Genomic DNA, 20,612 nt, shown 5'->3' with positions numbered 1-20,612 from the left:
TGCGCATACGGGTAGCTATTTTTCAGTCTTGCCAGATATCAACAGTCATCCGTCCGGCGAGCGGACGCTGGCCGGAAGAGCACATCGCTCATCGTATGAACCTTGGTTAACGATTGGATGACAGAGATGTGGTGGGACGACTCTTTTTTATTCGAATCCTTCCAACCGCAGCACTTGCCCTGGAGAATCGTTCGACCACCTCAGAGCCGATGAACGGCTCTGCGCAGCGCCTGTGAAGTCTGGGGCAAATTACTTCGCGTCGTGGAAGATGATGCCGACGGTGTGGCGCATGCCTGAGCGAAGCCGGCTGACGCCGTGCCTGAGATTGACCCGGTAGCTGCCTTTGCTGCCCTGGACCGGCCGATTGTGGACCGCGAAAGCAACGGCGTCGCCCTGGCGCAGCGGCACCACCTCGGCGCGGCTCTGCATGCGCGGGCGCTGCTCGGTCAGCACGAACTCGCCGCCGGTGAAATCCTTGTCCGGCTCCGACAGCAGGATCGCCACCTGCAGCGGGAAGGCAAGATCGCCGTAGAGATCCTGATGCAGGCAGTTGAAGTCGCCGGGACCATATCGCAGCAGCAGCGGGGTCGGCCGCGTCTGGCCCTGGTCGTGGCATTGCTTGAGGAACGCGGCGTGTTCGTCCGGATAGCGCTGCGCAAGCCCCAAACGCTCGTTCCAGTCGTTGGCGACCACGGCGAGGCGCGGATAGAGCGCGGTGCGCAGGCCGCCGATCAGCTCGGGCAAGGGATAGCGGAAGTAACGGTACTCGCCCTTGCCGAAACCGTGCCGCGCCATATGGACATGGCTGCGGAAATGGCTTTCGTCTGGGTAGAGCGCTGAGATCTGCCTGCACTCCTGCGGAGTCAGCAGCTTTTCCATCACCGCGCAGCCATAGCCGCTCATCCCCTCGGCCAATACCTGCCAATCATATCCGCCGACCCGCGCCTCCGCCGATCGGACCCGTGCCCTCGAACCTATCGAATGAATGGTCATGGCCTTGCCTCCTCTGGCTCGTAGCCTTCTGCCGACAGATGGGTGAACAGCGCGTGCGAACCACCCGTTTCCTGCCAATGAGGTTACGCACAGAGTTGAAGCTGCCGATCTGCGCCAGAGGGAGATCAGCAGCCTCGCCGTCCCACCCCTAGATCAGCTTCTCCAGCGTGATCGGCAGATCCCTCACCCGTTTGCCGGTGGCATGGAACACCGCGTTGGCGATCGCCGGCGCCACGCCGACGATGCCCAACTCGCCCACACCTTTGCCGCCGAGCACGGAGGAATGCGGGTCGGGGATGCCGACCGAGATCACCTCGATGGCGGGAATGTCGGCATTGGTCGCGATGAGATAGTCGGCCAGGTTGTTGTTGACGATGCGGCCATGGCGGCGGTCGACGATGCCTTCCTCCAGCAGCGCCTGGCCGATGCCCATGATGATGCCGCCCTTCCACTGGCTTTCGGCGAGCTTGGGATTGTAGAGCCGGCCCGAATCCAGCGCCGACACCACGCGCGACACGCGAACCGTGCCGAAGTCCTCGTCGACGCGCACCTCGATGAAATGCGCGCACCAGCTGTGCCGTGAATAGTCGCCCTCGGTGTGCGACAGCGCCGTGGTGATGGTGGTGTAGTTCTTGTAGCGATCCTCTGGCGTGGAATCCGCCGGCATGGTGTCGCCCATCGCCTCGATCCGATCGCGCCCGATGCTGGCCAGCAGCTCGGCGATCGAGACCTCAGGGCCGTCGCCGCGCGGCGAGGCGATGCGGCTGTTGGCGACGACCAGCGTGTTGGCCTGCAATGCATGGAATGGCGAATTTGGATCGTTGATCGCCAGCCCGACCAACTGGTCGAGCGCGGCTGTCGCTGCCTTGTGCACGGCGCCGGTCATTACGCCGGCCAGCCGCGACCCGCCGGTGACGCCGGCGCGGGGATAGCGGGAGTCACCCAGCTTCACCACGACGTTTTCAGCCGGCACGCCCACCACTTCGGCTGCGGTCTGCGCCAGGATCGTATAGGTGCCCTGCCCCATGTCGATGCTCGAGCTTTCGACCTCGACCGAGCCGTCGGCGAGGATGCGCACGACAGCCTCGCCATAGGCGCGCCGCACCGGATAGGTGCCGGCGGCAACGCCCCAGCCGATCAGCTGATTGCCGTCGCGCATCGAGCGCGGCTCGGGTGTGCGCTTCGACCAGCCGAAGGCCTCGGCGCCAACCGCGAAGGCCTCGCGCAGCTGCCGCGTAGACCACGGCTTTTTCGCTTCCGGATCCTGTTCGGCGTAGTTCCTGAGCCGGATTTCCAGCGGATCGACGCCGACCTCGTAAGCCAGTTCGTCGATGGCGCTTTCGATCCCGAAGGCGCTCGGGTTCTCGCCCGGCGCGCGCAGGGCACCCGGCACCACCGTGTTCACCCGCACGACATTCTGCCGCGACGAGAAATTCGGCGTCGCATACATGATCGAGGTGACCGAACCGAGCGGCTCGACCCACATGCCGTCGACCGAAGTCTCGTTGACGCCGCGGTGCACGATCGACTGGATCCGGCCCTCCGCTTCGGCACCGAGCGCCACCGTCTGGCGCGTCGCTGCCCGTCCGCCATAGGCGGTAAAGGTCTGTGGCCTCGTGACCGCGAGCTTCACCGGCCGTCCCAGCATTTTCGCGGCAATCGCCGCCACCGCGCTATAGCCGTATGCGAACGCCTTGGAGCCGAAACCGCCGCCGATATAGGGCGAGACCAGGCGCACATTCTCGAACGGCACGCCGAACCATTCGGCATAGGTCCGCGCCATTCCGTCGAGCCATTGGCTGGGCTCCCACACCGTCAACCGGTCGCCCTGCCAGTGCGCGATCAGGCCATGCGGCTCCATCGGCGACTGGTATTCGCGCGGCGTGTTGTAGGCGGCGCAGATCCGCACCGGCGCCGAAGCGAAAGCCGCTTCCGCGTCGCCCCATTCCTTGGTCATCGTGTCGATCGGAATGCCGTCGCCGGCCTTCGGATCGCTAAGGTCGACGATTGCCGGCGTCTCGTCATAGCTGACCTTGACCAGGGCCGCGGCCGCGACCGCCTGCTCGAAACTCTCGGCCACCACCGCCGCGACATGCTGGCCGCTGAAGGTGATGTCGCGCGCCAACGGACAATAGGGGGCGTCAGGCGGCGGCGTGCCCAGCCAGTCCGTAGCGGTGTTGAGGCGCAACGCATTGTCCGGCGTCAGCACCAGCAGCACGCCGGGTGCGGTTTCGGCGGCGGCGGTGTCGATCGAACGCACCCGGCCCGCCGCAATCGTGCTCTCGACGAGAACGGCATGGCTAAGCCCGTCGAGCCGCTGCTCGACCGCGTATTTTGCGGCGCCGGTGATCTTGGCCGGGCCGTCGACGCGCGACAGCCGCCCGCCCACGGCTTCCGCGAGAACGGCGCCGTCCGACGCGTCGCCCCTCTTCGAATCGCCATGTCTGGTTCTGATCTCGTGAGCGGTCATGCAGCTTCTCCCACTTTCAGGATGGCGCGGGCGACGACGCGCGGCGCCAGTTCGATCTTGTAATGGTTGGCGCCGTGGTCGACGGCGCCTTCGATGGCGAGCAGGCTGGCGCGCCTGGCCGTGTCCGGTTCCAGCACCTTGCCCTTGAGCGCCTCTTCCACGGCGCGGGCGCGCCACGGTTTGGTGGCGACACCGCCGAGCGCTACGCGCAAATCCCTGATCGTCATTCCGTCGGCTTCGAACTCGATGCCGACGGCGGCGCTCGCCGCGGCGAACTCATAGGACTGCCGGTCGCGGATTTTCAGATAGGTCGAACGTTGCGCCGCTGCGGAGTTGGGAATGCTGATCGCGGTAATCACCTCGCCCGGCGCGATCGCATGTTCCCTGTCGGGCGTGGCGCCCGGCAGGAGAAAAAAGTCGTCGACCGCGATCTGGCGGTCGCCGAGATGAACGATGGCATCGAAGGCGACCAGCGCCGTCGCCAGATCGCCCGGATAGGTGGCGATGCAGGCCTCGCTGGTGCCGAGCACGGCATGGCCGCGGGTGACGCCGCCGATCGCCGAGCAGCCGCTGCCGGGCGAACGCTTGTTGCAGGCGGGAAAGTTCGCCGGATCGCGGAAATACGGGCAGCGCGTACGCTGCATCAGATTGCCGCCGATGGTCGCCATGTTGCGGAGCTGCGCCGATGCAGCCTGCCACAGCGCTTCCGAGACGGCGGGGAACCGGCTCTTGATGTCGGCATGGTCGGCGACGCTGCTCATCCTTGCCAGCGCGCCGATCGTGGCGCCCCGGTCATCGACCGTGATCCTATCGAGTCCCGTGAGATGGGTGATGTCGACCACGGTTTCAGGCTCGGTGACGCCGCATTTGGCGAGATCGATGAGCGTGGTGCCGCCGGCCAAGAGCATGGCGCCCGGCAGCGCCGCCGCCTGGCGTGCCGCGTCGATGGAATTGGCGCGCAGATACGAAAAGTCCCTCATGACGCGACCTCCAGGGCCGCCTGGCGCACGGCGACGACGATGTGCGGATAGGCGCCGCAGCGGCAGAGATTGCCGGCCATATATTCGCGGATTTCGTCATCCGAGCCGGCATGGCCCTCGCGGATGCAGGCGACCGCCGACATGATCTGGCCCGGTGTGCAGTAGCCGCACTGGAAGGCGTCCTGTTCGAGGAATGCGGCCTGCACCGCATGCAGCGTGCCGTCGCCCTCGGCAAGCCCTTCGATTGATGTGACCGCCCTGCCCTCGGCCTGGGCGGCTAGCGTCAGACATGCGAGCACGCGCTGGCCGTCGACATGCACGGTGCAGGCGCCGCATTGGCCGTGGTCGCAGCCCTTCTTGGTACCGGTCAGGCCGAGATGGTCGCGCAAGGCGTCGAGCAGCGTGACGCGCGGCTCGACCTCCAGTTCATGGCGTTGTCCGTTGATTTGAAGTTGGATGGGGATTCGGGTTTTGCTCGTCGTATTGCTTGTCATGGGGCGTCTGGCTCCAGTTGCTTGACGCGGAGGGGGAATGATCTGATGCCCGGCCGGGGAGCGGCAAGGGTCACTAGGGGTTGATAAAGGCTAATCTCCCTCCTTGAGGGGGGAGATTAGCCTCTCCATTGCCTTCGCCCAGCTTGCAGGCTCTCAACACGTGACATACCGGTTCCCCTGATTATATGATAAAGCTTCTCCACTAAAACGGAGGCGCCTCCGTTTATTACTTGGGGGCTGACCCGGCGCGGTTCAAGCCCTGTCTTCGCAGTGGAGAAAAAATTGGCTTCGCAGCCGCCCGCTACGCTTTGAGGCGAACCCGCAAAGCCGCTGTGCGCGCATCGTTAATCGGAATCGACACCGCCGGACCGGCTGCACATTCGATACCAGAACGTTGGCGGAGCCGAAGTCGTCGGCAATTCACTGTGGCTCGAAAATCCTCGTCCGCTGCCGGTTTGAGACCGTCCGACCTTCTGCGGCCTCAGAAGCCTGCATCGGAACAACGGTCTCCGCCCACCTGAACAAAAGCTAACGGAAAAATTAAGCATTGATGGCACTGTGACCAGTCTGCGCCCTGTAACCGGTCTGGCCGAATGAAGGTCAGACAACGGCTGGGTGCTTGCCCATCGAGAAGAAAGGATTGCTGCATGTCATCCTTGCTCAACACCGGACTTTTGCCGCTTAGGCGCAGTCTCATCATACTGGCGGTTTTGGCGCTTGGCATTCTGCCGGCGAGGGCTTTGGAACCGGCTGATCTCCCGGAGCCGCCAGACACGGTGGCTTTTAATGTTCAGAAGGACGGCAAGTCGGTTCCGGTTACCCTGCGACATCTGGAAAAGCTCGGTCTCTACAGGGTCACTACACCAAGCCCATATGAAAAGGGCGAGCTTACATTTGAAGGCGTTCTGTTCCGCGATGTGCTCAAGCTCGTTGGATTGGAGGGCGAGGATTCCGTTACATTGCGGGCGGTGGACGAATACGTACAGATAATTCCGCGCGAAGATTGGACGCAAGGCCCTCTCCTGCTTGCCACCCGCCAGGACGGAAAATTGCTGACCCGGCGCATGCAGGGTCCCACCCGGCTGGTCTACCCGCTCAATGACCATCCGGCCTTCGATACGCCAGTCCACAAACCGCGATGGGTCTGGCTGATCCAGACGCTCGAGCCCGGCGGCTGATCGAGCTCCGGCGTGGCTCGCATGGTACGATTTGGCCCGAGAGGCTGGCGCGTTCCGCTCACCTACGGGACCGCCATTGCGGCTGCCGTAGGCTGTTCGGCCGTGTTGATCACCGTATTGTTTCTCAGCCTGAGCAAGATCGAATCATCGCTGCCTCGGTTCGGCTTTTTCGCCGTCCGCGAGTTCCACATTGCGATACGCGACGTAACCCACCTCAGGGACATGACTTCGCTCGCCCAGGCCGCCCCGGGGTCCGCGGACAGCCTTGAGCAATTATCGGCGGCGAACGACCTGGTCTACATTCGTTTCAAGCGGATCGACGGCACCGGGACAACGAGCGAAATTCCCGCCTACGCAAGTATCGTGCCGCGTGTCGTCGACGCGGTGACACGGCTTGATGCCATGATCGCGGCAGGGCTGCCTCTCGACGAAAAGAACCTGAAAGAAACGGGGCTTGAGCTCGAGAATCTCGTGGAGAGGATGAATGACGAATATTATAAGTATGGAGATGAGATCAACGTAGACCTCTATTCCACAGAAAAAAGTCTGAATAGATTCAATTACCAGATTGCTTTCGCCTTGGCGGTTTTGTCGCTGCTGGCGATCGGAACTGCCGTATTGCTTATCGGTCGTCGGGAAACGATAAAGAAACTGGAATTTCTGGCCTGGCGCGACGCGACGACGGAATTGAAGAATCGTGCCTGGATGTCAGCCAACAGGGACGTGATGCTGGACCGAGCAAGGCTGGCCGGCAAGCAACTCCGGCTTTTCCTGATAGACCTGGATCATTTCAAGAGCGTGAACGATACGTTCGGTCATCATATCGGTGATCTGCTGCTGAAAGCCGTAGCCGAAGTCCTGCAATCGGTCGAACGGCCCGACGAAGTGGTCGCTGTCCGTTTGGGCGGAGACGAGTTTGCCATCATGGCGATTGGCGACCGGCACGCCGCAGCCGATGCTCTCGGAGATCGGCTTCGGGAGCAATTGAACCGGTTTGCCGAACTCGAAGGCCATCACGTGCGCATGGGAGCCAGCATCGGCATGGCATGTTTTCCCGAGCATGGTTCGGATATTTCCACCCTGTTGCGCAACGCTGACAGTGCTCTTTATGTAGCCAAAGCTGAAGGACGCTCCGGCTTCGTCACGTTTTCGCCTGCAATCCTCAATCAGTTCAACATGCAGCTTGGCGAGGAGGCCGGCATCAAGCGGGCGCTCAACTGCGACGAGTTCTTCCTGGTCTGGCAACCGCAATTCGAGCTGGCGACCGGCCGCATGACCGGCGCCGAGGCGCTTGTGCGTTGGCGCGACCCCGCCGCGGCGGCGATTCGCCTGCCGGTGTCGTTCATTCCAACCGCCGAACGAAGCGACCTGATACTGGAAATCGACAAGGTTGTGTTGAGCAAGGCTTGCCTGCAGGCAGCTCGATGGATGCCTGTTTGCGCCGATGATTTTGTTTGCTCGGTCAACCTTTCGGGCAAGAGCCTTCAGAACGACGCATACTTCGCCCACCTCCTTCTGGTGTTGCAGCAGACAGGACTGCCGCCGTCGCGCCTGCAACTGGAAATAACGGAAGGGGTATTTATCCAGAACAGCCGAAACGCCTTGAACACCCTGGCGGAAATTCGGAATATCGGGGTCGGCCTGGCACTCGACGATTTCGGGTCCGGCTATTCAAGTTTCGGCTACCTTGCCGATTTCAACCTGGATCAGCTGAAGATCGACCGATCGTTCTTGAGCGGCCTGGAATCGTCGAAGAAGAAACAGAACATTGTTCGAGGCATCATAGCGCTAGCCAATTCCCTCGGTTTGACCGTTGTGGCGGAGGGCGTGGAAAACGAAACGCAGCTTGATTTCCTGATCGCCGAGCGATGTCACAGCGCTCAGGGGTTTTTCATGTCACAGCCCATCGAAGAAAATTTGCTGACAAAACACCTGATCGCCAGGCAAGGCCGGATGAAAGACGCGGACAAGTTCAGGCTGAGCCTATCTGCCTAATGCATGCCGCCCAAAAAGTGCGCAGCGGTTTTGGGATAGCGGCATGCATAACAAGAACTCAAAGCGCGTCGCATGAATCCTTTCAGACGCGACGCGCTTTAACCGGTGTCCGGCCATTTTGCCGATCTGCACTGGCAGTCGGTCGCGACCGGAAGCAGGCTTGCGGGCTCGAAGGACATGACATACTCGATCCCGTGATTATATTAACGGGCCAGCCGGACCCTCCCCTGCCCGGTTCAAGCCCGGACCGATATTGGAGAGAAGATTGGCCTCGCAGCCGCCCGCCACGCTTGGAGACAAGGCCGAAACCGCGGCGGCAAAGCGGCTGCGCGCCGACGCCCAGCGCAACCGCGACGCGCTGGTCGAGGTCGCGGCAGCTGCCTTTGCGGCGTATGGCGTCGATGCCTCGCTGGAGGAGATCGCGCGCCAGGCCGGCGTCGGCATCGGCACCCTCTACCGGCATTTTCCGACGCGCGAGCATCTGGTCGAGGTGGTCTACCGGCGCGAAGTGGAAAGCCTGTGCCACGCCGCAGACGAACTCGCCCTGCATCATCGGCCCGAAGTCGCGCTCGAGCAATGGATGCAGCGCTTTGTCGACTACATCGCCACCAAGCGCGGCCTGGCCACGAGCCTGCGCATCCTGCTCAACACCAATTCAACGCTGTTCTCGGACATGTCCGGCAGGGTGTCGCTAGCCTTGCGGCGGCTGGTCGACGCGGCGGCGGCCGACGGCTCGATCCGCGGCGACGTCGACGCCTCCGATGTGCTGCACGCGCTGGGCGGCATCTATTCGGCGCCCGACACCGAGGACTGGCGCGACCGCTCGCGCCGGCTGGTCTCGCTCTTGATGGACGGGCTGCGGTTTGGGGCTGCGAAATCTGCGAAGGGTGGCGAGTGAAGGCTGGGCCGCCGAAAGCGCGGCGCTAGAACGAAGTCCGCTTTTCGCCATTTCTTGATATTCCCGGCGCTTCCAAAGCCGACCTTCGCGCAAGGGCTCAAGTCGGGTTATAACTGAATACGCAAATCAGTTTCCGCTAGAAATCAAATCTTCAGGATAACTTGGCATCCTTGCCCATCGCCGACGACCGGATCACTCGGATGGATCTTCAGGAGAAAGCAGTTTAAGGGCCAATCGATTGTCAGATCGGATGCACCTCGAAGTGCAGGATGACCCTGCCATAACTGCGGAAGTTGACCGACTTCTGGCGCGCCGCACGCGCGATATCCGTCTCAAAGGCGAGATCAAACGCCTGTTTCGAGCACGTGTCTGGTCGCAAACGGCAAAAATCATCCGCGCCTGGATGATCTGGGTGGCTTTCTTGGATGTGCTGACGCTGGCGCTCAACATGTTGATGCTTCCAAGGGCGATCGCGCTGTCCATGCTCCTGCCTGGCGCCATCATTCCGCCCGTCGTTCTGGTCGTCGTCCTTGTCTGGCGAAAGCCCCAGGCGCCCTGGCTCCAAGGGGCTTCGCTGATCGCGGGCATGTTTCTCATCTTGTTGTCGGTTGCATTGGTCGGCGTCAGCGCTGGTGGCGAGTTCTACGAACGGCACTTGAACGTCATGCTGTTCGTGGCCATTACGGCCATCATCATCTTTGGCATCCCGCTCGCCTGGACGGTGACTATTGCCGCCTTGGCGCTCGGTCTCTATCTCGGTTTTCAGCTGCGGAATCCGGGCATCGAATTTGGCAGCGCCGTGGCTGCGACGCTGTTTTTCGCCAGCGGCATCTTCGCAACGGTCGCGGCGCGGCGCATCATGACAATTCTCGCTCAGAAGACTTTCCTATTTGAGCTTCGCGACCGGCGCAGAGTCGCCGAACTGGCGGAAGCGAACGATCGGCTGGAGCTCCTGGCGAGTACCGATCCGCTCACCGGCATCGCCAACCGGCGCTGGATGACGGAAACGCTCGACCACCTATGGGGCGGTGGCAGAAAATGCCCGGACGGTGCCGCTATGCTGATGTGCGACATTGACCACTTCAAGAAGCTGAACGATCACCTCGGCCATGCCGAGGGCGATCGCTGTCTGGTCGAGGTCGCCAACATTATCCGGGAAAACGTGAGGCGCGATTGCGATCACGTGGCCCGCTACGGCGGCGAAGAATTCCTCGTGCTCCTGCCCAGGGTGGACGAGGAAGAGGCCATCTCTGTGGCTGAGCGAATTCGTGAAAGCGTTGAGGCCGCCGCTCTTCCCAACCCCGCATCTCGCGTGTCGCGCCGCGTCACTCTCAGTATTGGAGTTGCGGTCCAGGCGGCTGACGAGGCCATCTCACCGGAGCAGTTACAGCGTCAGGCGGATGCGGCACTCTATCTTGCCAAGCAAACCGGCCGCAACCGAGTGATACTCCACAGATCGGAATCCGGGCGCAAACATATTCAGTCGACACGGTGAGACCGTCGCGCATTTCCTGGGTTTGACGCGCCTACGAAAACATAGGTGTTGAAGCGGAATGGTATTAGTCTGCGCGATCTGGGGCTTCAGGGGCGCGGCAGAAGAATGGATTTCAGCTCAGGCCATGGCTATTTCCTCATCGGCGGCCTCATCCTGGTCGGTGCCGGGCTTTTGATCCTTTCGCTGATCGTCAATGTTCGTGTGGCACACAGCGTACGCCACGACATGCGCCATCGCGAAAAGCTGCTGGAATATTATCGCAATATCTTTTCCCAGCTCGGCGTGATCCTGATCGGGATTGGCGTTTCCCTGTTCATCTTCTTTTTTCAGCAGAATTATCAGGACCAGCGCAAACGCGAAACGGAGCTCCAGCTGGTTCTCGCCAAACTGGCCGCACGCATTGCTCGCGGCGCCGCCGTCGTCGAATACCTCGGCGAATTCGATGCGCTGCTGGATGATGGCAGGCCCTACATCAGTCCGGAACTCGGTGGGACGAACGCCGCGATCAGCGCACACGGGGCGGAACTCGGCAAGCAGGTCGCCAGTATCCTTTTGGTTGAGCGCGACGTTGAGGTCCAAGCGTTCGAGATCCTGAACCTATCGCGCGATTTCGAAGCATCGTTCGTCGTCAACGAACTCGATCCCGCGCTGTGGTTCAACATCGTCCGGGATGAGAGCGAGATCAAATATGCCACCACTCAGCTCGCCCTCGACTACAAGGACCTGCAGGATGCGATCGGCGGAGAATCAATCGAAATCGCGGTCGCCAATCCCGAAAAGGAGCGGAAGATCAAGCAGGAGGTGCTCGACATCTTTTATGATGCTGATCTCTTGCGCCAGCGCAGCAGGAGACTTCTCGGCCGTGCGTGCTGGCTTTTCAGCGAGGGGCGCAGCTTCGTCAACCTTGGACCGGTCAACGAGATCGAAGCCGACGCCAGGTCGCACCAGGAATGGATCGATCGGTCGAAGCCCTTCCTGACGCAGTTGGCGTCGGGAAGCGGCGACTGCTTCAAATTGCTGCAGTTCGGTCCGGCGTCCTGAATTGAGTAACGAGCCGGAAAGGCTCGCCGCCCCGGCGCTCCAGGGCTCAGAGTCAGCCAGCTGACGCTACCGCCGATGGCCGATATGGGGGTGGAATGTTGTCTCGTCGTTTGGAACGAGAAAGTGCCCAGTTCTGCCATACAGGGAGCCGCTCTAAAGCGGTGTCGTTGTGATTTCCCGCTCGGGCCGCCCGTTTCGTTGATGCGATATAGTCCGCACGGTAGATTGGGACTCGATCTTGCGGCGCCTGGCCCAATCGCCGGGAATGCGGAAGAGGATAGCCATCCCGATCCGAGGCTCTATAACAGGCCGACAGGATTTCGATGTTCAAGGGGAGACGATGCGCTACATACGTCCGCTTTCAATGGAAGATGCCGTTGGCCAGTTGGCCGGATCGGGCGGCACGGCCGCCATTCTCGCCGGAGGCAGCGACCTCCTGGTGAGGATGAAGGGCGGCTTTATCGAACCCGACCTGATTGTCGACATCAAGACGATCGAGGGCTTGAGTGAAATCCGCGAAACGGCGGACGGCTTCAGCATCGGTGCTGCGGTCCCCTGCGCCGTATTGGGAGAGAACGCGGCCCTGAATAAGGCGTGGCCGGGCGTCGTCGAGGCGGCGAAGCTGATCGGCTCGAAGCAGGTGCAGGGTCGCTGCACAATCGTCGGCAACCTGTGCAACGCCTCGCCGGCGGCCGACAGCGTGCCGGCGCTGGTAGCCGCCGGCGCCAGGGCATTGATAGCCGGGCCAGGAGGCAGGCGCACGGTTGCCGTGGAAGCCGTGCCGACCGGGCCAGGCAAGACGTCACTCGCCAAGGGAGAGATCATCGAGGCGATCCTGCTCGACAAGCGTCCGCCGCGCTCCAGCGATGCCTATCTGCGTTTCATTCCACGTACTGAGATGGACATCGCCGTGGTAAGCGCCGGGGTGAACCTGACGCTCGATGAGCAAGGTGTCGTCAAATCGGCCCGCGTGGCGCTGGGCGCCGTGGCCGCGACGGTGCTGCTGGTGGACGAGGCCGCCGAGGCCCTCATCGGCAGGAAGCTGGATGAAGCAGCGCTGGAGCGGCTCGCCAAGGTCTGTTCGGGGGCCTGCCGGCCCATCGACGACAAGCGTGGCACCGTCGAGTTCAGAAGGAAAGTTGCGGGTGTGCTGGCCAGGCGGGCCGCCACGACCGCCTATGCACGTGCAGGAGGCAAATGATGGCTGGTGTAGCAATCTCAACGACAATCAACGGCGACAATGTCGAGTACCTTTGCCAACCGGACGAGACGCTGCTCGATGTGCTGCGCGACCGCCTGGGGCTGACGGGCGCCAAGGAAGGCTGCGGCACCGGCGACTGCGGCGCCTGCAGCATCATCCTCGACGACCGGCTGGTGTGCTCATGCCTGGTGCTCGGCGCCGAGGCCGAGGGCCGGCGCGTCGAAACCATCGAGGGCATGGCGCATGGCGACAGGCTGCATCCGCTGCAGCAGAAGTTCCTCGAGCACGCAGCGCTGCAATGCGGCATCTGCACGCCGGGCTTCCTGATCGCGGCGAAGGACCTCTTGGCCAAGAACCCCGACCCGACCGAGGAGGAAATCCGCTTCGGCCTCGCCGGGAACCTTTGCCGCTGCACCGGCTACGACAAGATCGTGCGCGCCGTCCAGGACGCGGCAAGCGTGATGAAGGGAGCCTGACGATGAATTTCGATCCACGTTTCGCGGGGCGCAATTTCACCTCGGTCGGCACCCGCCCCATCCGTCCCGACGGCGTCGACAAGGTGACGGGCCGCGCCCGCTACGGCGCCGACTTCAACATGGCCGGCCAGCTGGTCGGGCGTGTTCTGAGAAGCCCGCACGCGCACGCCACGATCAGGAAGATCGACACCTTGAAGGCGCAGAAGCTCCCCGGCGTGAAGGCGGTGATCACCGCCGCCGACCTGCCCGACCTCACCGACGGCGATGCCGCCATGTACGACATCCTCGACAACTGCATGGCGCGCAAGAAGGCGCTCTATGACGGCCATGCGGTGGCCGCGGTCGCCGCGGTCGATGCCCGCACCGCCAGGCAGGCGCTGAAGCTGATCGAGGTCGACTATGAAGTGCTGCCGCATGTGACCGATGTCGACGAGGCGATGAAGCACTCGGCGCCCGTGCTCAACGACGCCATCTTCACCGAAGGCCTCGAGGAGAAGCCCGTCAAGCCTTCCAACGTCACCAAGCGCACCCAGTATGGCCATGGCGACGTCCATGAAGGTTTCGGCCAGGCCGATTTCGTCGTCGAGCGCTCGTTCAAGACCGAGCAGACGCACCAGGGCTATATCGAGCCGCATGCCTGCGTGGCGAATTTCAGCTCCGACGGCACCGCTGACCTCTGGGTCTGCACGCAGGGCCATTTCGTCTATCGCCAGCATTGCGCCCAACTGCTTGGCATGGAAGCTTCCAAGCTGCGCGTCACCTCCTCGGAGATCGGCGGCGGTTTCGGCGGCAAGACCCATGTCTGGGCCGAGCCGGTGGCGCTGGCGCTGTCGCGCAAGGCCGGCCGGCCGGTCAAGCTTGTCATGACGCGCGACGAGGTGTTCCGCGCCTCGGGGCCGACCAGTGCCACTTCGATCGACGTCAGGATCGGCGCCCGCAAGGACGGCACGATCACCGCGGCCGAGGCGACGCTGCGCTATTCCTGCGGCCCCTATGCCGGCATGTGGGCCGAGCTCGGCGCCATGACCGCGTTTGCCTGCTACAGGCTCGATAACGTCAAGACGGTCGGCTACGAAGTGCTGGTCAACCGGCCGAAGACGGCGGCCTATCGCGCGCCATCGGCGCCGATGGCGGCGTTCGCGGTGGAAAGTGCCGTCGACGAGCTGGCCAAGGAGGTCGGCATGGACCCGGTCGAGTTCCGCATCAGGAACGCCGCCCGGGAAGGCACCAGATCGTCCTACGGCCCGGTATACGGCCCGATCGGCATCGCCCCGACGCTGGAAGCGGCGAAGAACCATCCGCACATGAAGGCGCCGCTGGGCAAGAACCAGGGCCGTGGCATGGCTTGCGGCTTCTGGTTCAATTTCGGCGGCCAGACCTGCACCGACCTCAACATCGGCATGGACGGCTCGGTCTCGCTAGCCGTCGGCACCGTCGATGTGGGTGGTTCGCGCGCGTCGCTGTCGCTGGTCGCGGCGGAGGAACTCGGCATCGCCTATGAGCAGGTCAAGGCGGTGGTCGCCGACACCTCCAGTCTCGGCTACAACGACATGACCGACGGCAGCCGCGGCACCTTCTCCTCCTCGATGGCGACCATTTCGGCCGCACGCAACGCCATCAAGATCCTGCGCGAGCGTGCCGCGCAGACGTGGGACATCCCGGTCGAGGACGTGGTCTGGGAAAAGGGTCACGCCATCGCCAAAGGCGAGAAGTACGGCAACCTTGCGGCGCTGTCCCTCAAGGAGATCGCGGCCAAATCGGGCACGACCGGCGGGCCGATCGCCGGCCACAGCGAGCTCGTCGCCGATGGCGCCGGCGTGTCCTTCGCCACCCATATCTGCGATATCGAGGTCGATCCCGAGACCGGCGCCACAAGGGTCCTGCGCTACACAGTCGTCCAGGACGCCGGCAAGGCGGTGCACCCGACCTATGTCGAGGGGCAGTATCAGGGCGGTGCCGCGCAAGGCATCGGCTGGGCGCTCAACGAGGAATATATCTACGGCAAGGACGGGCGGCTCCAAAACCCCGGCTTCCTCGACTATCGCATCCCGGTCTGCTCGGACCTGCCGATGATCGACACGCAGATCCTCGAGATTCCCAATCCCAACCATCCTTACGGGGTGCGTGGCGTCGGCGAGACCTCGATCGTGCCGCCGCTGGCGGCGATCGCCAATGCGGTGTCGAACGCCGCGGGCGTACGCATGACGCATATACCGATGTCGCCGCCACGGATTCTGGCGGCGATCGAGGCTGAACGCTAGAGCATGATGCCGAAAAGTGCGCAGCGGTTTTCGGACAGACATCATGCTCCAATAAGGGCCCGGCGCTGATGGTCGAAGTAACGCTCTGGGGATCGCTTGGCGCGCTCGCCGGAGGCAAGAACAAGGTCGAGATCGAGGCCAAGGATATTCGGGAGCTGTTCAGGAAACTGGCTGAGCAGTATCCCGGCCTCGAGCCCTTGATCGATAAGGGCATCGCGGTTGCGATCGATGGCACGATTTATCGGGATACGTGGTCGAAGGAATTGCCAAAAGAGGCGGAGATTTTTCTGCTGCCGCGGTTGGCTGGGGGGTAGCTGCCTCCGCCATCGCCCACCATCAAGGCCTCGAACGTCGTTGATGGGGCCGAGAACAGTCCGGCCGCTTCGGTCTGCGGATCGTCCAGAGCGGGCACTAAGGTTGGGCGCGGGCATCGTCGTAACCTGAGCCATCTTGGTCCTGTCGGCGGTTCATGGCGACGTCATCTGCCCCCTACCACGTCGCTTGCTATTGCGACGCGCGGCCGCAAGGACCGGACCAAGTCAGGCCTTCGACGTTGCCGCTCCCGCCCTACGGGCTCAAGATTGACTCAGCGCTCGATGCATTCTGGCAGGCGCACAGGCTTTTCGAAACGGGCCAGCGCCTCTGGTTTTGCACAAGGCGGGAAACCGGCGAGCCGCATGGTCTCGATGAGCCGTCGCCTGTCGTCTTCATTTGTATCAGGCATACTCACAAATCCCTCTATGGTAAGGTCAGGAAACCATTTCAGTTCTTGTGTGAGAGCAGTTTTCGCGGCCGGTGGCGGCCAGCGCGGCTGGACGATACACCCACATCCGTCGACCGTAGTTCTCCGGACCCATCTGATCCTGCATGCGAAGCGCGTCTTCATAGCGTCCGGCCATGAAATAGGCGGCAGCCAAGGGCCTCCTACTCCAAATCGGGTAGTTCGGGTTAAGGCGGATTGCCTGATCGACCATCTCGGCGCCGCGCTGCGGCTCGCCGAAGCTGGATGCCAGGAAAGCGTAGAAGGTCAGAATTTCGAACTGGTTCGGCGCCATGCGTAGCGCCGTCTCGAATTCCATCTTGGCGCGTGCAAGATCGTTCCTGTCGCCAAAACTGAAGCCCAGCACGGCGTGCGCCTCCGCGTCGCTCGGATCGAGTATGACCGCTCGTTCAGCAGCCTCGGCTGCAAGCTCGAAGCTACTCTCGAAATCGGCGCCGAAACTGGGCATGACGCCATACGCGTGATAGAGCTCGACCCAAGCGCGCGCGAGCCCCGGGTCGAGTTCAACGGCGCGTTAGGGCGGCCATAGCCGCACTTCCATCCATCGCTTACCTCATACGGGCATCAAATCGATGACCCGCATAATCGCGAACGCACTGCTCGTGTTCTGCGTGCCTTCTGTCGTAGCGCCGTTAGCGCAGGCCCAACATCGCGCTTCTTGATTGTGAACTTTTCTTTGTTGTGAACGACCGAAAGTTCTCCCTCAGTCATGTGGCAGAGCATGTCGTTCGTCATCATGTTGTCCGGCGTCCTCGCCCCGGGTTGGATAACAACATCGCGTAGCATGACCGTTTTATAAGCTGGTATGACCGAAGTCCGCTCACCAAGTGCTACAACTCTGACACCGGGGCCGACCTCCTTGCCCTCATAGGGGCCGTAAGTCTGTGCGGCGGCTGGGGTTGCCCAAGCGATCAGTGGGTTGCGGCCACTGTAAGACCGAGTGCAAAAGTGGATCTACGATTGACGGCTTCCATTGCTTCCTCCCCATCAAAAGTTGGTCGGAAAGGTAGGCCAACAAATTAAGGATGAGCCGTTGCGGCCGAGAGACGGCGTGCTGCAGGTGATCGACCGGCTGCCGCTTAAGTATGTTCCCGGCCTAGCCGAGATACCCGATCCAGGAGACCCACTTCGGCTGCCGAGACTTTCGTGTGAAAAACGTTAGAGTTCGATTGGTTACCACGAACGTGGGTGCCCCGATGTTGCTTCCATCGCCAGCGCAGCCAGCTGCCAGTACGGTTGGCTTTTTCGCGTGCCCGCTTGATAAACTTGGCGCTTGGCTGGTCAAGGCCCTCGGTTCGCAGTGGCGCCTGAAACAGCTTTCGGCATCATCCCTGAATCAGGTCCTTGCCCTGGTTCAGCCAGCGAGCATCCTGAACCGATATGTGCTGATGGAAAACGGCGCGTGGACCTTGCTTTTGGACAATGGACCGCTGGGAACCGACCTTGGGGTCTTGCCGTTCCATGCCTGTCGGGATCTCCGGTGCCTTGTCGTTCGCGCGTCGTATTCGTTGGGGAAGTATCCTGCAACGGTGTTCGAGGTGTACGATCATGCGGCGCCAGAAGAGACATTGCACGTGCGTCGCAGCATCGCGGCGGCCAATGATGGCGGCAAATGGGTGTTCCAGCAGTTCGGCGCGCCATACGCGTTCGAAAATGTCGATGCTTACGGATCTCGACGAAAGCGTGACCGGCTGACACCGGAGATGCTCTCGACCTATCTAGACGCGATCGGCGTGCCGCATTGCGCCTTGCCCAATCTCGATCGCTTGCTGGTCGCGGACTGCTCGCTTCCGCAGATCATACGATGAGGGACCGATCATGACGGGATTTCACGACAAAGCGCTGCGCCTCCTGCCGATAGTCCCCGAAATATCCGCGGCCGGTGTCGTAAAAATCGCCGACGTCGAGGCGCGCATTGGCCGCTCCCTTCCTGCGGCCGTTCGCGATTGGTACATGCGCGAGGGGGCGTGCGCCATTTTGCAGACCTACAGCAATCAGGATCCGCCGGTCGTGCTAGACGATCTGGGGCGACCCTCTCGCATAGGCAGGAAACACGACGAGGCCCGCGACTTGGTGTCGGAGGGATTGCTGCACATTCGCACCGAGAATCAGGGCGTGTGTCTGTGGGCAGTACAGTCGGACGACCTTGATGATCCACCCGTTGTGGTGACTTACGACCTTGACGGTCTCACCGGCTGGCAGCCGCACAGCGATACATTCTCGGACTACATCTATTCCGGCATCTGGGATTGGGGTTTGGTCTTGGCGTCCAATTTTCTGATCCAGGCACAGAACGTGCCGCTTACCGAAGCAACCCTTGAGCGGTTGCGCCTCGGCTTTCGCGAAGACGTGAGGACCAATGGCTGGCCCGGCGACAAGCAATACAGATTTGAGGGCAGCGGCCAGCGGCTTTTGATTTGGAGCACCCGCGGTCAGGCCGATTGGTATCTCTCAGCTGATAATGGGCCGAGCTTGTCGGAAGCAGCAAAAACGATCTGGCTTCTGGATGATGTTGGCAAGGCCTTCTGGTCCAACACTGACGAGGGTAAGGTCGCGTTGGCTCACATGGTTGCGGGCATGCCTGCCCAAACAATTCCGATCACGGCATCACGCCTTGGCGGCGGCTACACCAAATAAGTCGCGAGCACAGGACAAGAGGCATTAGACCTGCGCTCGTAGATCATTCAGTACGGCGTCACCTATCTGGGTATCAGTTCCGCGATTTCGATCGAGCCGCCGGCCGCGAGCTGCGGACATGTCTTGGCGGCCTTGATAGCGGCGTCGATGTTGTCTGCGGTGACGAAGCTCAAGCCGGCGACGGGATTGACTCCACCACCGTCGCTGACGGAGCCGCCGGCGTTGATTGTCTTGGTGACGTTGACCGGGTTGTTGCTGCCTTCCAGTGCATCGCCAAGCTGGTCCATCCAGACACGCCAGACGGTGATCGCATCGGCTTCCCTGGCGTTGTCTCGCGGCAGACGGGCGCCATGATAAGCGAACAAATAAACTGACATTGTCTCGCTCCTGTTTTCGTCGTCGCGGCGCGAAGGCCGCTCCGATTCCGGTTCATCGTTTTGCGTTTCAAGTCGTGACGACGGCTGCGACCGCCTCGATCTCGATCATTGCCTCGGGCGTGTAGAGCGCCTTGATCTCGACAATCGTGTTGGCGGGATAAGGCGGGGAGAAGTATTTCCGTCGCAGCTCGACCACCTCTTTGAAGTAGCCCATGTCCGTCAGGTAGATCGTGACCTTTGCCACATGAGCGAGGTTCGAGCCTCCTGCTTCGAGCGCGCGGCGCAAGTTTAAAAACGCCTGCTCTCCCTGAGCGCGGAACCCTCCGCCGACGATCTTGCCGTCATCGTCGTAGCCGGCTTGTCCGGATATGTAGAGGACGTCGCCCAGGCGGATGCCCTCGGAAAGGAGGAAAGGCTCGTAGACGTCTGGAGTCGTAGAAACACGTTTTAGCATGATGCTGGTCCTTTCTGTGGGGCCTGTGTTGCCAAGTTGGCAGACGGAGCGGTCGGACACTCCGTCCGCCTGGTGCCCCACGGTCGCTGTCGTGGCGTGTTGCCTGCGATCGATTAGCCGACGCGAGAGACCTTCGCACCCAGCACCTTGTCGATCGCCGCGCGCAGCGATGCCTCGGACTTGCTGAGACTTTGCCGCACGCTCGCGACGAACTCGCGCGGCGCATCTTCCGGCCGGCCGGTTTCGAACGGCGGCGCCGGAGAATACTCGTAGCGAAGCTGAAGCGCCTCGGCCGTATCCCGGCCGAAGATCTCCGCGACGACGGTAAGCGCGAAGTCGATGCCTGCGGTGACGCCGCCGCCGGTGATCACATTGCCGTCGCGCACCACGCGGCGCTCGTCGAGGATTGCACCGAAGGCCGGCAGAAGCTCGCGCCGTGCCCAGTGCGTCGCGGCGCGCTTGCCCTTGAGCAGTCCGGCAGCGCCAAGGATGAACGAGCCGGTGCAAACCGACGTCAGGTATTTCGCGCTGCCGGCGAGGCGGCGGATCTCGCGCATGTAGGCTTCATCGGTGATCGCGTCGCTGGTGCCGGAGCCGCCCGGCACGCACAGCACGTCGCAGCTCTCGACCTTGCTGAGATCGGTGAGCCGGGTGAAGACAGGACCGCCGACGGCTTCAACGTCCCGGCCCTCCACCGAGGCGACAGTGATGCGGGCGTCGGAGACGCCGCTGAAGACCTGATGCGGTCCCGTGAAGTCGAGCTGCGTCATCCGGTCGAAGATGGGAAAGACGATGTGTGTGGTCGTGTGGGTCATGATCTGAACTCCTCGTTTGATCGATGGGTTCAAGTATGCACACGGGCGCCAGGGCAGAAATGTCTA

The 20,612-nt window shown here is 62.2% G+C and carries 20 protein-coding genes and 1 pseudogene; 11 read left to right on the top strand and 10 right to left on the bottom strand.

Translation table 11 applies throughout. The annotated features are described in order from the left end of the window. Window positions 1-249 precede the first annotated feature (249 nt). The 4 genes from AC0NID_RS16735 to AC0NID_RS16720 all read right to left on the bottom strand — a co-directional run bounded on the left by AC0NID_RS16735 (window position 250) and on the right by AC0NID_RS16720 (window position 4,937). Window positions 250-993, bottom strand: a complete 744-nt coding sequence (locus AC0NID_RS16735; protein WP_473453554.1) for a 2OG-Fe(II) oxygenase — start codon at window positions 991-993, stop codon at window positions 250-252. A 148-nt stretch (window positions 994-1,141) separates the two neighbouring features. Next, window positions 1,142-3,463 carry a xanthine dehydrogenase family protein molybdopterin-binding subunit gene (locus AC0NID_RS16730; protein ID WP_473453556.1) on the bottom strand — a complete coding sequence of 774 codons (2,322 nt, stop codon included), beginning with the start codon at window positions 3,461-3,463 and terminating at the stop codon, window positions 1,142-1,144. Then, on the bottom strand, window positions 3,460-4,443 hold the full coding sequence (locus AC0NID_RS16725; protein WP_473453558.1) for an FAD binding domain-containing protein: 984 nt from the start codon (window positions 4,441-4,443) through the stop codon (window positions 3,460-3,462). The genes AC0NID_RS16730 and AC0NID_RS16725 overlap by 4 nt, the downstream gene beginning before the upstream one ends. Next, window positions 4,440-4,937 (bottom strand): (2Fe-2S)-binding protein, encoded by a 498-nt coding sequence (locus AC0NID_RS16720; protein WP_473453560.1) that lies wholly within the window; start codon window positions 4,935-4,937, stop codon window positions 4,440-4,442. Before AC0NID_RS16720 ends, AC0NID_RS16725 begins: the two co-directional genes overlap by 4 nt. 647 nt (window positions 4,938-5,584) lie before the next feature. Here AC0NID_RS16720 and AC0NID_RS16715 point away from each other — a divergent pair. The 9 genes from AC0NID_RS16715 to AC0NID_RS16675 all read left to right on the top strand — a co-directional run bounded on the left by AC0NID_RS16715 (window position 5,585) and on the right by AC0NID_RS16675 (window position 15,796). Then, window positions 5,585-6,115: a putative pterin-binding protein gene (locus tag AC0NID_RS16715; protein WP_473453562.1), complete on the top strand. Its 531-nt coding sequence runs from the start codon at window positions 5,585-5,587 to the stop codon at window positions 6,113-6,115. Window positions 6,116-6,217: 102 nt separating this feature from the next. Continuing rightward, complete coding sequence (locus AC0NID_RS16710) at window positions 6,218-8,110, top strand: putative bifunctional diguanylate cyclase/phosphodiesterase (RefSeq protein WP_473453564.1); 1,893 nt, start codon at window positions 6,218-6,220, stop codon at window positions 8,108-8,110. Window positions 8,111-8,375: 265 nt separating this feature from the next. Beyond that, window positions 8,376-9,008: a TetR/AcrR family transcriptional regulator gene (locus AC0NID_RS16705; protein ID WP_473453566.1), complete on the top strand. Its 633-nt coding sequence runs from the start codon at window positions 8,376-8,378 to the stop codon at window positions 9,006-9,008. A 250-nt stretch (window positions 9,009-9,258) separates the two neighbouring features. After that, window positions 9,259-10,503: a GGDEF domain-containing protein gene (locus AC0NID_RS16700; protein WP_473453568.1), complete on the top strand. Its 1,245-nt coding sequence runs from the start codon at window positions 9,259-9,261 to the stop codon at window positions 10,501-10,503. Window positions 10,504-10,608: 105 nt separating this feature from the next. After that, window positions 10,609-11,544, top strand: coding sequence for a hypothetical protein (locus tag AC0NID_RS16695; protein WP_473453570.1), 936 nt, complete (start codon window positions 10,609-10,611; stop codon window positions 11,542-11,544). Window positions 11,545-11,884: 340 nt separating this feature from the next. Then, window positions 11,885-12,745, top strand: a complete 861-nt coding sequence (locus AC0NID_RS16690; RefSeq protein ID WP_473453572.1) for an FAD binding domain-containing protein — start codon at window positions 11,885-11,887, stop codon at window positions 12,743-12,745. Further along, the gene (locus tag AC0NID_RS16685) at window positions 12,745-13,221 is read left to right on the top strand and encodes a (2Fe-2S)-binding protein (protein ID WP_473453574.1); all 477 of its coding nucleotides are present in this window, start codon (window positions 12,745-12,747) and stop codon (window positions 13,219-13,221) included. The genes AC0NID_RS16690 and AC0NID_RS16685 overlap by 1 nt, the downstream gene beginning before the upstream one ends. A gap of 2 nt (window positions 13,222-13,223) precedes the next feature. Continuing rightward, complete coding sequence (locus AC0NID_RS16680) at window positions 13,224-15,482, top strand: xanthine dehydrogenase family protein molybdopterin-binding subunit (RefSeq protein WP_473453576.1); 2,259 nt, start codon at window positions 13,224-13,226, stop codon at window positions 15,480-15,482. Window positions 15,483-15,550: 68 nt separating this feature from the next. After that, on the top strand, window positions 15,551-15,796 hold the full coding sequence (locus AC0NID_RS16675; protein WP_473453578.1) for a MoaD/ThiS family protein: 246 nt from the start codon (window positions 15,551-15,553) through the stop codon (window positions 15,794-15,796). A gap of 272 nt (window positions 15,797-16,068) precedes the next feature. Here the strand turns inward: AC0NID_RS16675 and AC0NID_RS16670 are convergent, their stop codons facing one another. The 3 genes and pseudogenes from AC0NID_RS16670 to AC0NID_RS16660 form a co-directional block, all read right to left on the bottom strand. Then, a complete protein-coding gene (locus tag AC0NID_RS16670; RefSeq protein ID WP_473453580.1) occupies window positions 16,069-16,206 on the bottom strand; it encodes a hypothetical protein in 138 nt (45 codons plus the stop codon). 25 nt (window positions 16,207-16,231) lie between these two features. Next, a complete protein-coding gene (locus AC0NID_RS16665) occupies window positions 16,232-16,711 on the bottom strand; it encodes a tetratricopeptide repeat protein (RefSeq protein ID WP_473453582.1) in 480 nt (159 codons plus the stop codon). 105 nt (window positions 16,712-16,816) lie between these two features. Then, window positions 16,817-17,237, bottom strand: a pseudogene (locus AC0NID_RS16660) (hypothetical protein). A 222-nt stretch (window positions 17,238-17,459) separates the two neighbouring features. Between AC0NID_RS16660 and AC0NID_RS16655 the strand changes: the two are divergent. Beyond that, window positions 17,460-18,071, top strand: coding sequence for a hypothetical protein (locus tag AC0NID_RS16655; RefSeq protein ID WP_473453584.1), 612 nt, complete (start codon window positions 17,460-17,462; stop codon window positions 18,069-18,071). Window positions 18,072-18,081: 10 nt separating this feature from the next. Beyond that, window positions 18,082-18,900 (top strand): hypothetical protein, encoded by an 819-nt coding sequence (locus AC0NID_RS16650; protein WP_473453586.1) that lies wholly within the window; start codon window positions 18,082-18,084, stop codon window positions 18,898-18,900. A 62-nt stretch (window positions 18,901-18,962) separates the two neighbouring features. Here AC0NID_RS16650 and AC0NID_RS16645 read toward each other — a convergent pair whose 3' ends face one another. From AC0NID_RS16645 to AC0NID_RS16635, 3 genes are all read right to left on the bottom strand, one after another. Next, entirely contained in the window at window positions 18,963-19,277 is a 315-nt protein-coding gene (locus tag AC0NID_RS16645; RefSeq protein WP_473453588.1) for a hypothetical protein, read from the bottom strand. Between the two features lie 67 nt (window positions 19,278-19,344). Continuing rightward, a complete protein-coding gene (locus AC0NID_RS16640; RefSeq protein WP_473453590.1) occupies window positions 19,345-19,731 on the bottom strand; it encodes a RidA family protein in 387 nt (128 codons plus the stop codon). Between the two features lie 113 nt (window positions 19,732-19,844). Next, window positions 19,845-20,546, bottom strand: a complete 702-nt coding sequence (locus AC0NID_RS16635) for a DJ-1/PfpI family protein (protein WP_473453592.1) — start codon at window positions 20,544-20,546, stop codon at window positions 19,845-19,847. Window positions 20,547-20,612: the final 66 nt, after the last annotated feature.

The sequence above is a fragment of the Mesorhizobium sp. WSM4821 genome (genome assembly GCF_055901555.1).
The sequence above is the reverse complement of the archived record's forward strand: the minus strand, read 5'-3'. Positions and strand labels throughout refer to the sequence as shown.

Coding starts and splice junctions, on each gene's coding strand:
- AC0NID_RS16735 (WP_473453554.1), bottom strand. CDS start 993: ATGACCATTCATTCGATAGGTTCGAGGGCACGGGTCCGATCGGCGGAG.
- AC0NID_RS16730 (WP_473453556.1), bottom strand. CDS start 3,463: ATGACCGCTCACGAGATCAGAACCAGACATGGCGATTCGAAGAGGGGC.
- AC0NID_RS16725 (WP_473453558.1), bottom strand. CDS start 4,443: ATGAGGGACTTTTCGTATCTGCGCGCCAATTCCATCGACGCGGCACGC.
- AC0NID_RS16720 (WP_473453560.1), bottom strand. CDS start 4,937: ATGACAAGCAATACGACGAGCAAAACCCGAATCCCCATCCAACTTCAA.
- AC0NID_RS16715 (WP_473453562.1), top strand. CDS start 5,585: ATGTCATCCTTGCTCAACACCGGACTTTTGCCGCTTAGGCGCAGTCTC.
- AC0NID_RS16700 (WP_473453568.1), top strand. CDS start 9,259: ATGCACCTCGAAGTGCAGGATGACCCTGCCATAACTGCGGAAGTTGAC.
- AC0NID_RS16695 (WP_473453570.1), top strand. CDS start 10,609: ATGGATTTCAGCTCAGGCCATGGCTATTTCCTCATCGGCGGCCTCATC.
- AC0NID_RS16690 (WP_473453572.1), top strand. CDS start 11,885: ATGCGCTACATACGTCCGCTTTCAATGGAAGATGCCGTTGGCCAGTTG.
- AC0NID_RS16685 (WP_473453574.1), top strand. CDS start 12,745: ATGGCTGGTGTAGCAATCTCAACGACAATCAACGGCGACAATGTCGAG.
- AC0NID_RS16680 (WP_473453576.1), top strand. CDS start 13,224: ATGAATTTCGATCCACGTTTCGCGGGGCGCAATTTCACCTCGGTCGGC.
- AC0NID_RS16675 (WP_473453578.1), top strand. CDS start 15,551: ATGGTCGAAGTAACGCTCTGGGGATCGCTTGGCGCGCTCGCCGGAGGC.
- AC0NID_RS16670 (WP_473453580.1), bottom strand. CDS start 16,206: ATGCCTGATACAAATGAAGACGACAGGCGACGGCTCATCGAGACCATG.
- AC0NID_RS16665 (WP_473453582.1), bottom strand. CDS start 16,711: ATGCCCAGTTTCGGCGCCGATTTCGAGAGTAGCTTCGAGCTTGCAGCC.
- AC0NID_RS16655 (WP_473453584.1), top strand. CDS start 17,460: ATGTTGCTTCCATCGCCAGCGCAGCCAGCTGCCAGTACGGTTGGCTTT.
- AC0NID_RS16650 (WP_473453586.1), top strand. CDS start 18,082: ATGACGGGATTTCACGACAAAGCGCTGCGCCTCCTGCCGATAGTCCCC.
- AC0NID_RS16645 (WP_473453588.1), bottom strand. CDS start 19,277: ATGTCAGTTTATTTGTTCGCTTATCATGGCGCCCGTCTGCCGCGAGAC.
- AC0NID_RS16640 (WP_473453590.1), bottom strand. CDS start 19,731: ATGCTAAAACGTGTTTCTACGACTCCAGACGTCTACGAGCCTTTCCTC.
- AC0NID_RS16635 (WP_473453592.1), bottom strand. CDS start 20,546: ATGACCCACACGACCACACACATCGTCTTTCCCATCTTCGACCGGATG.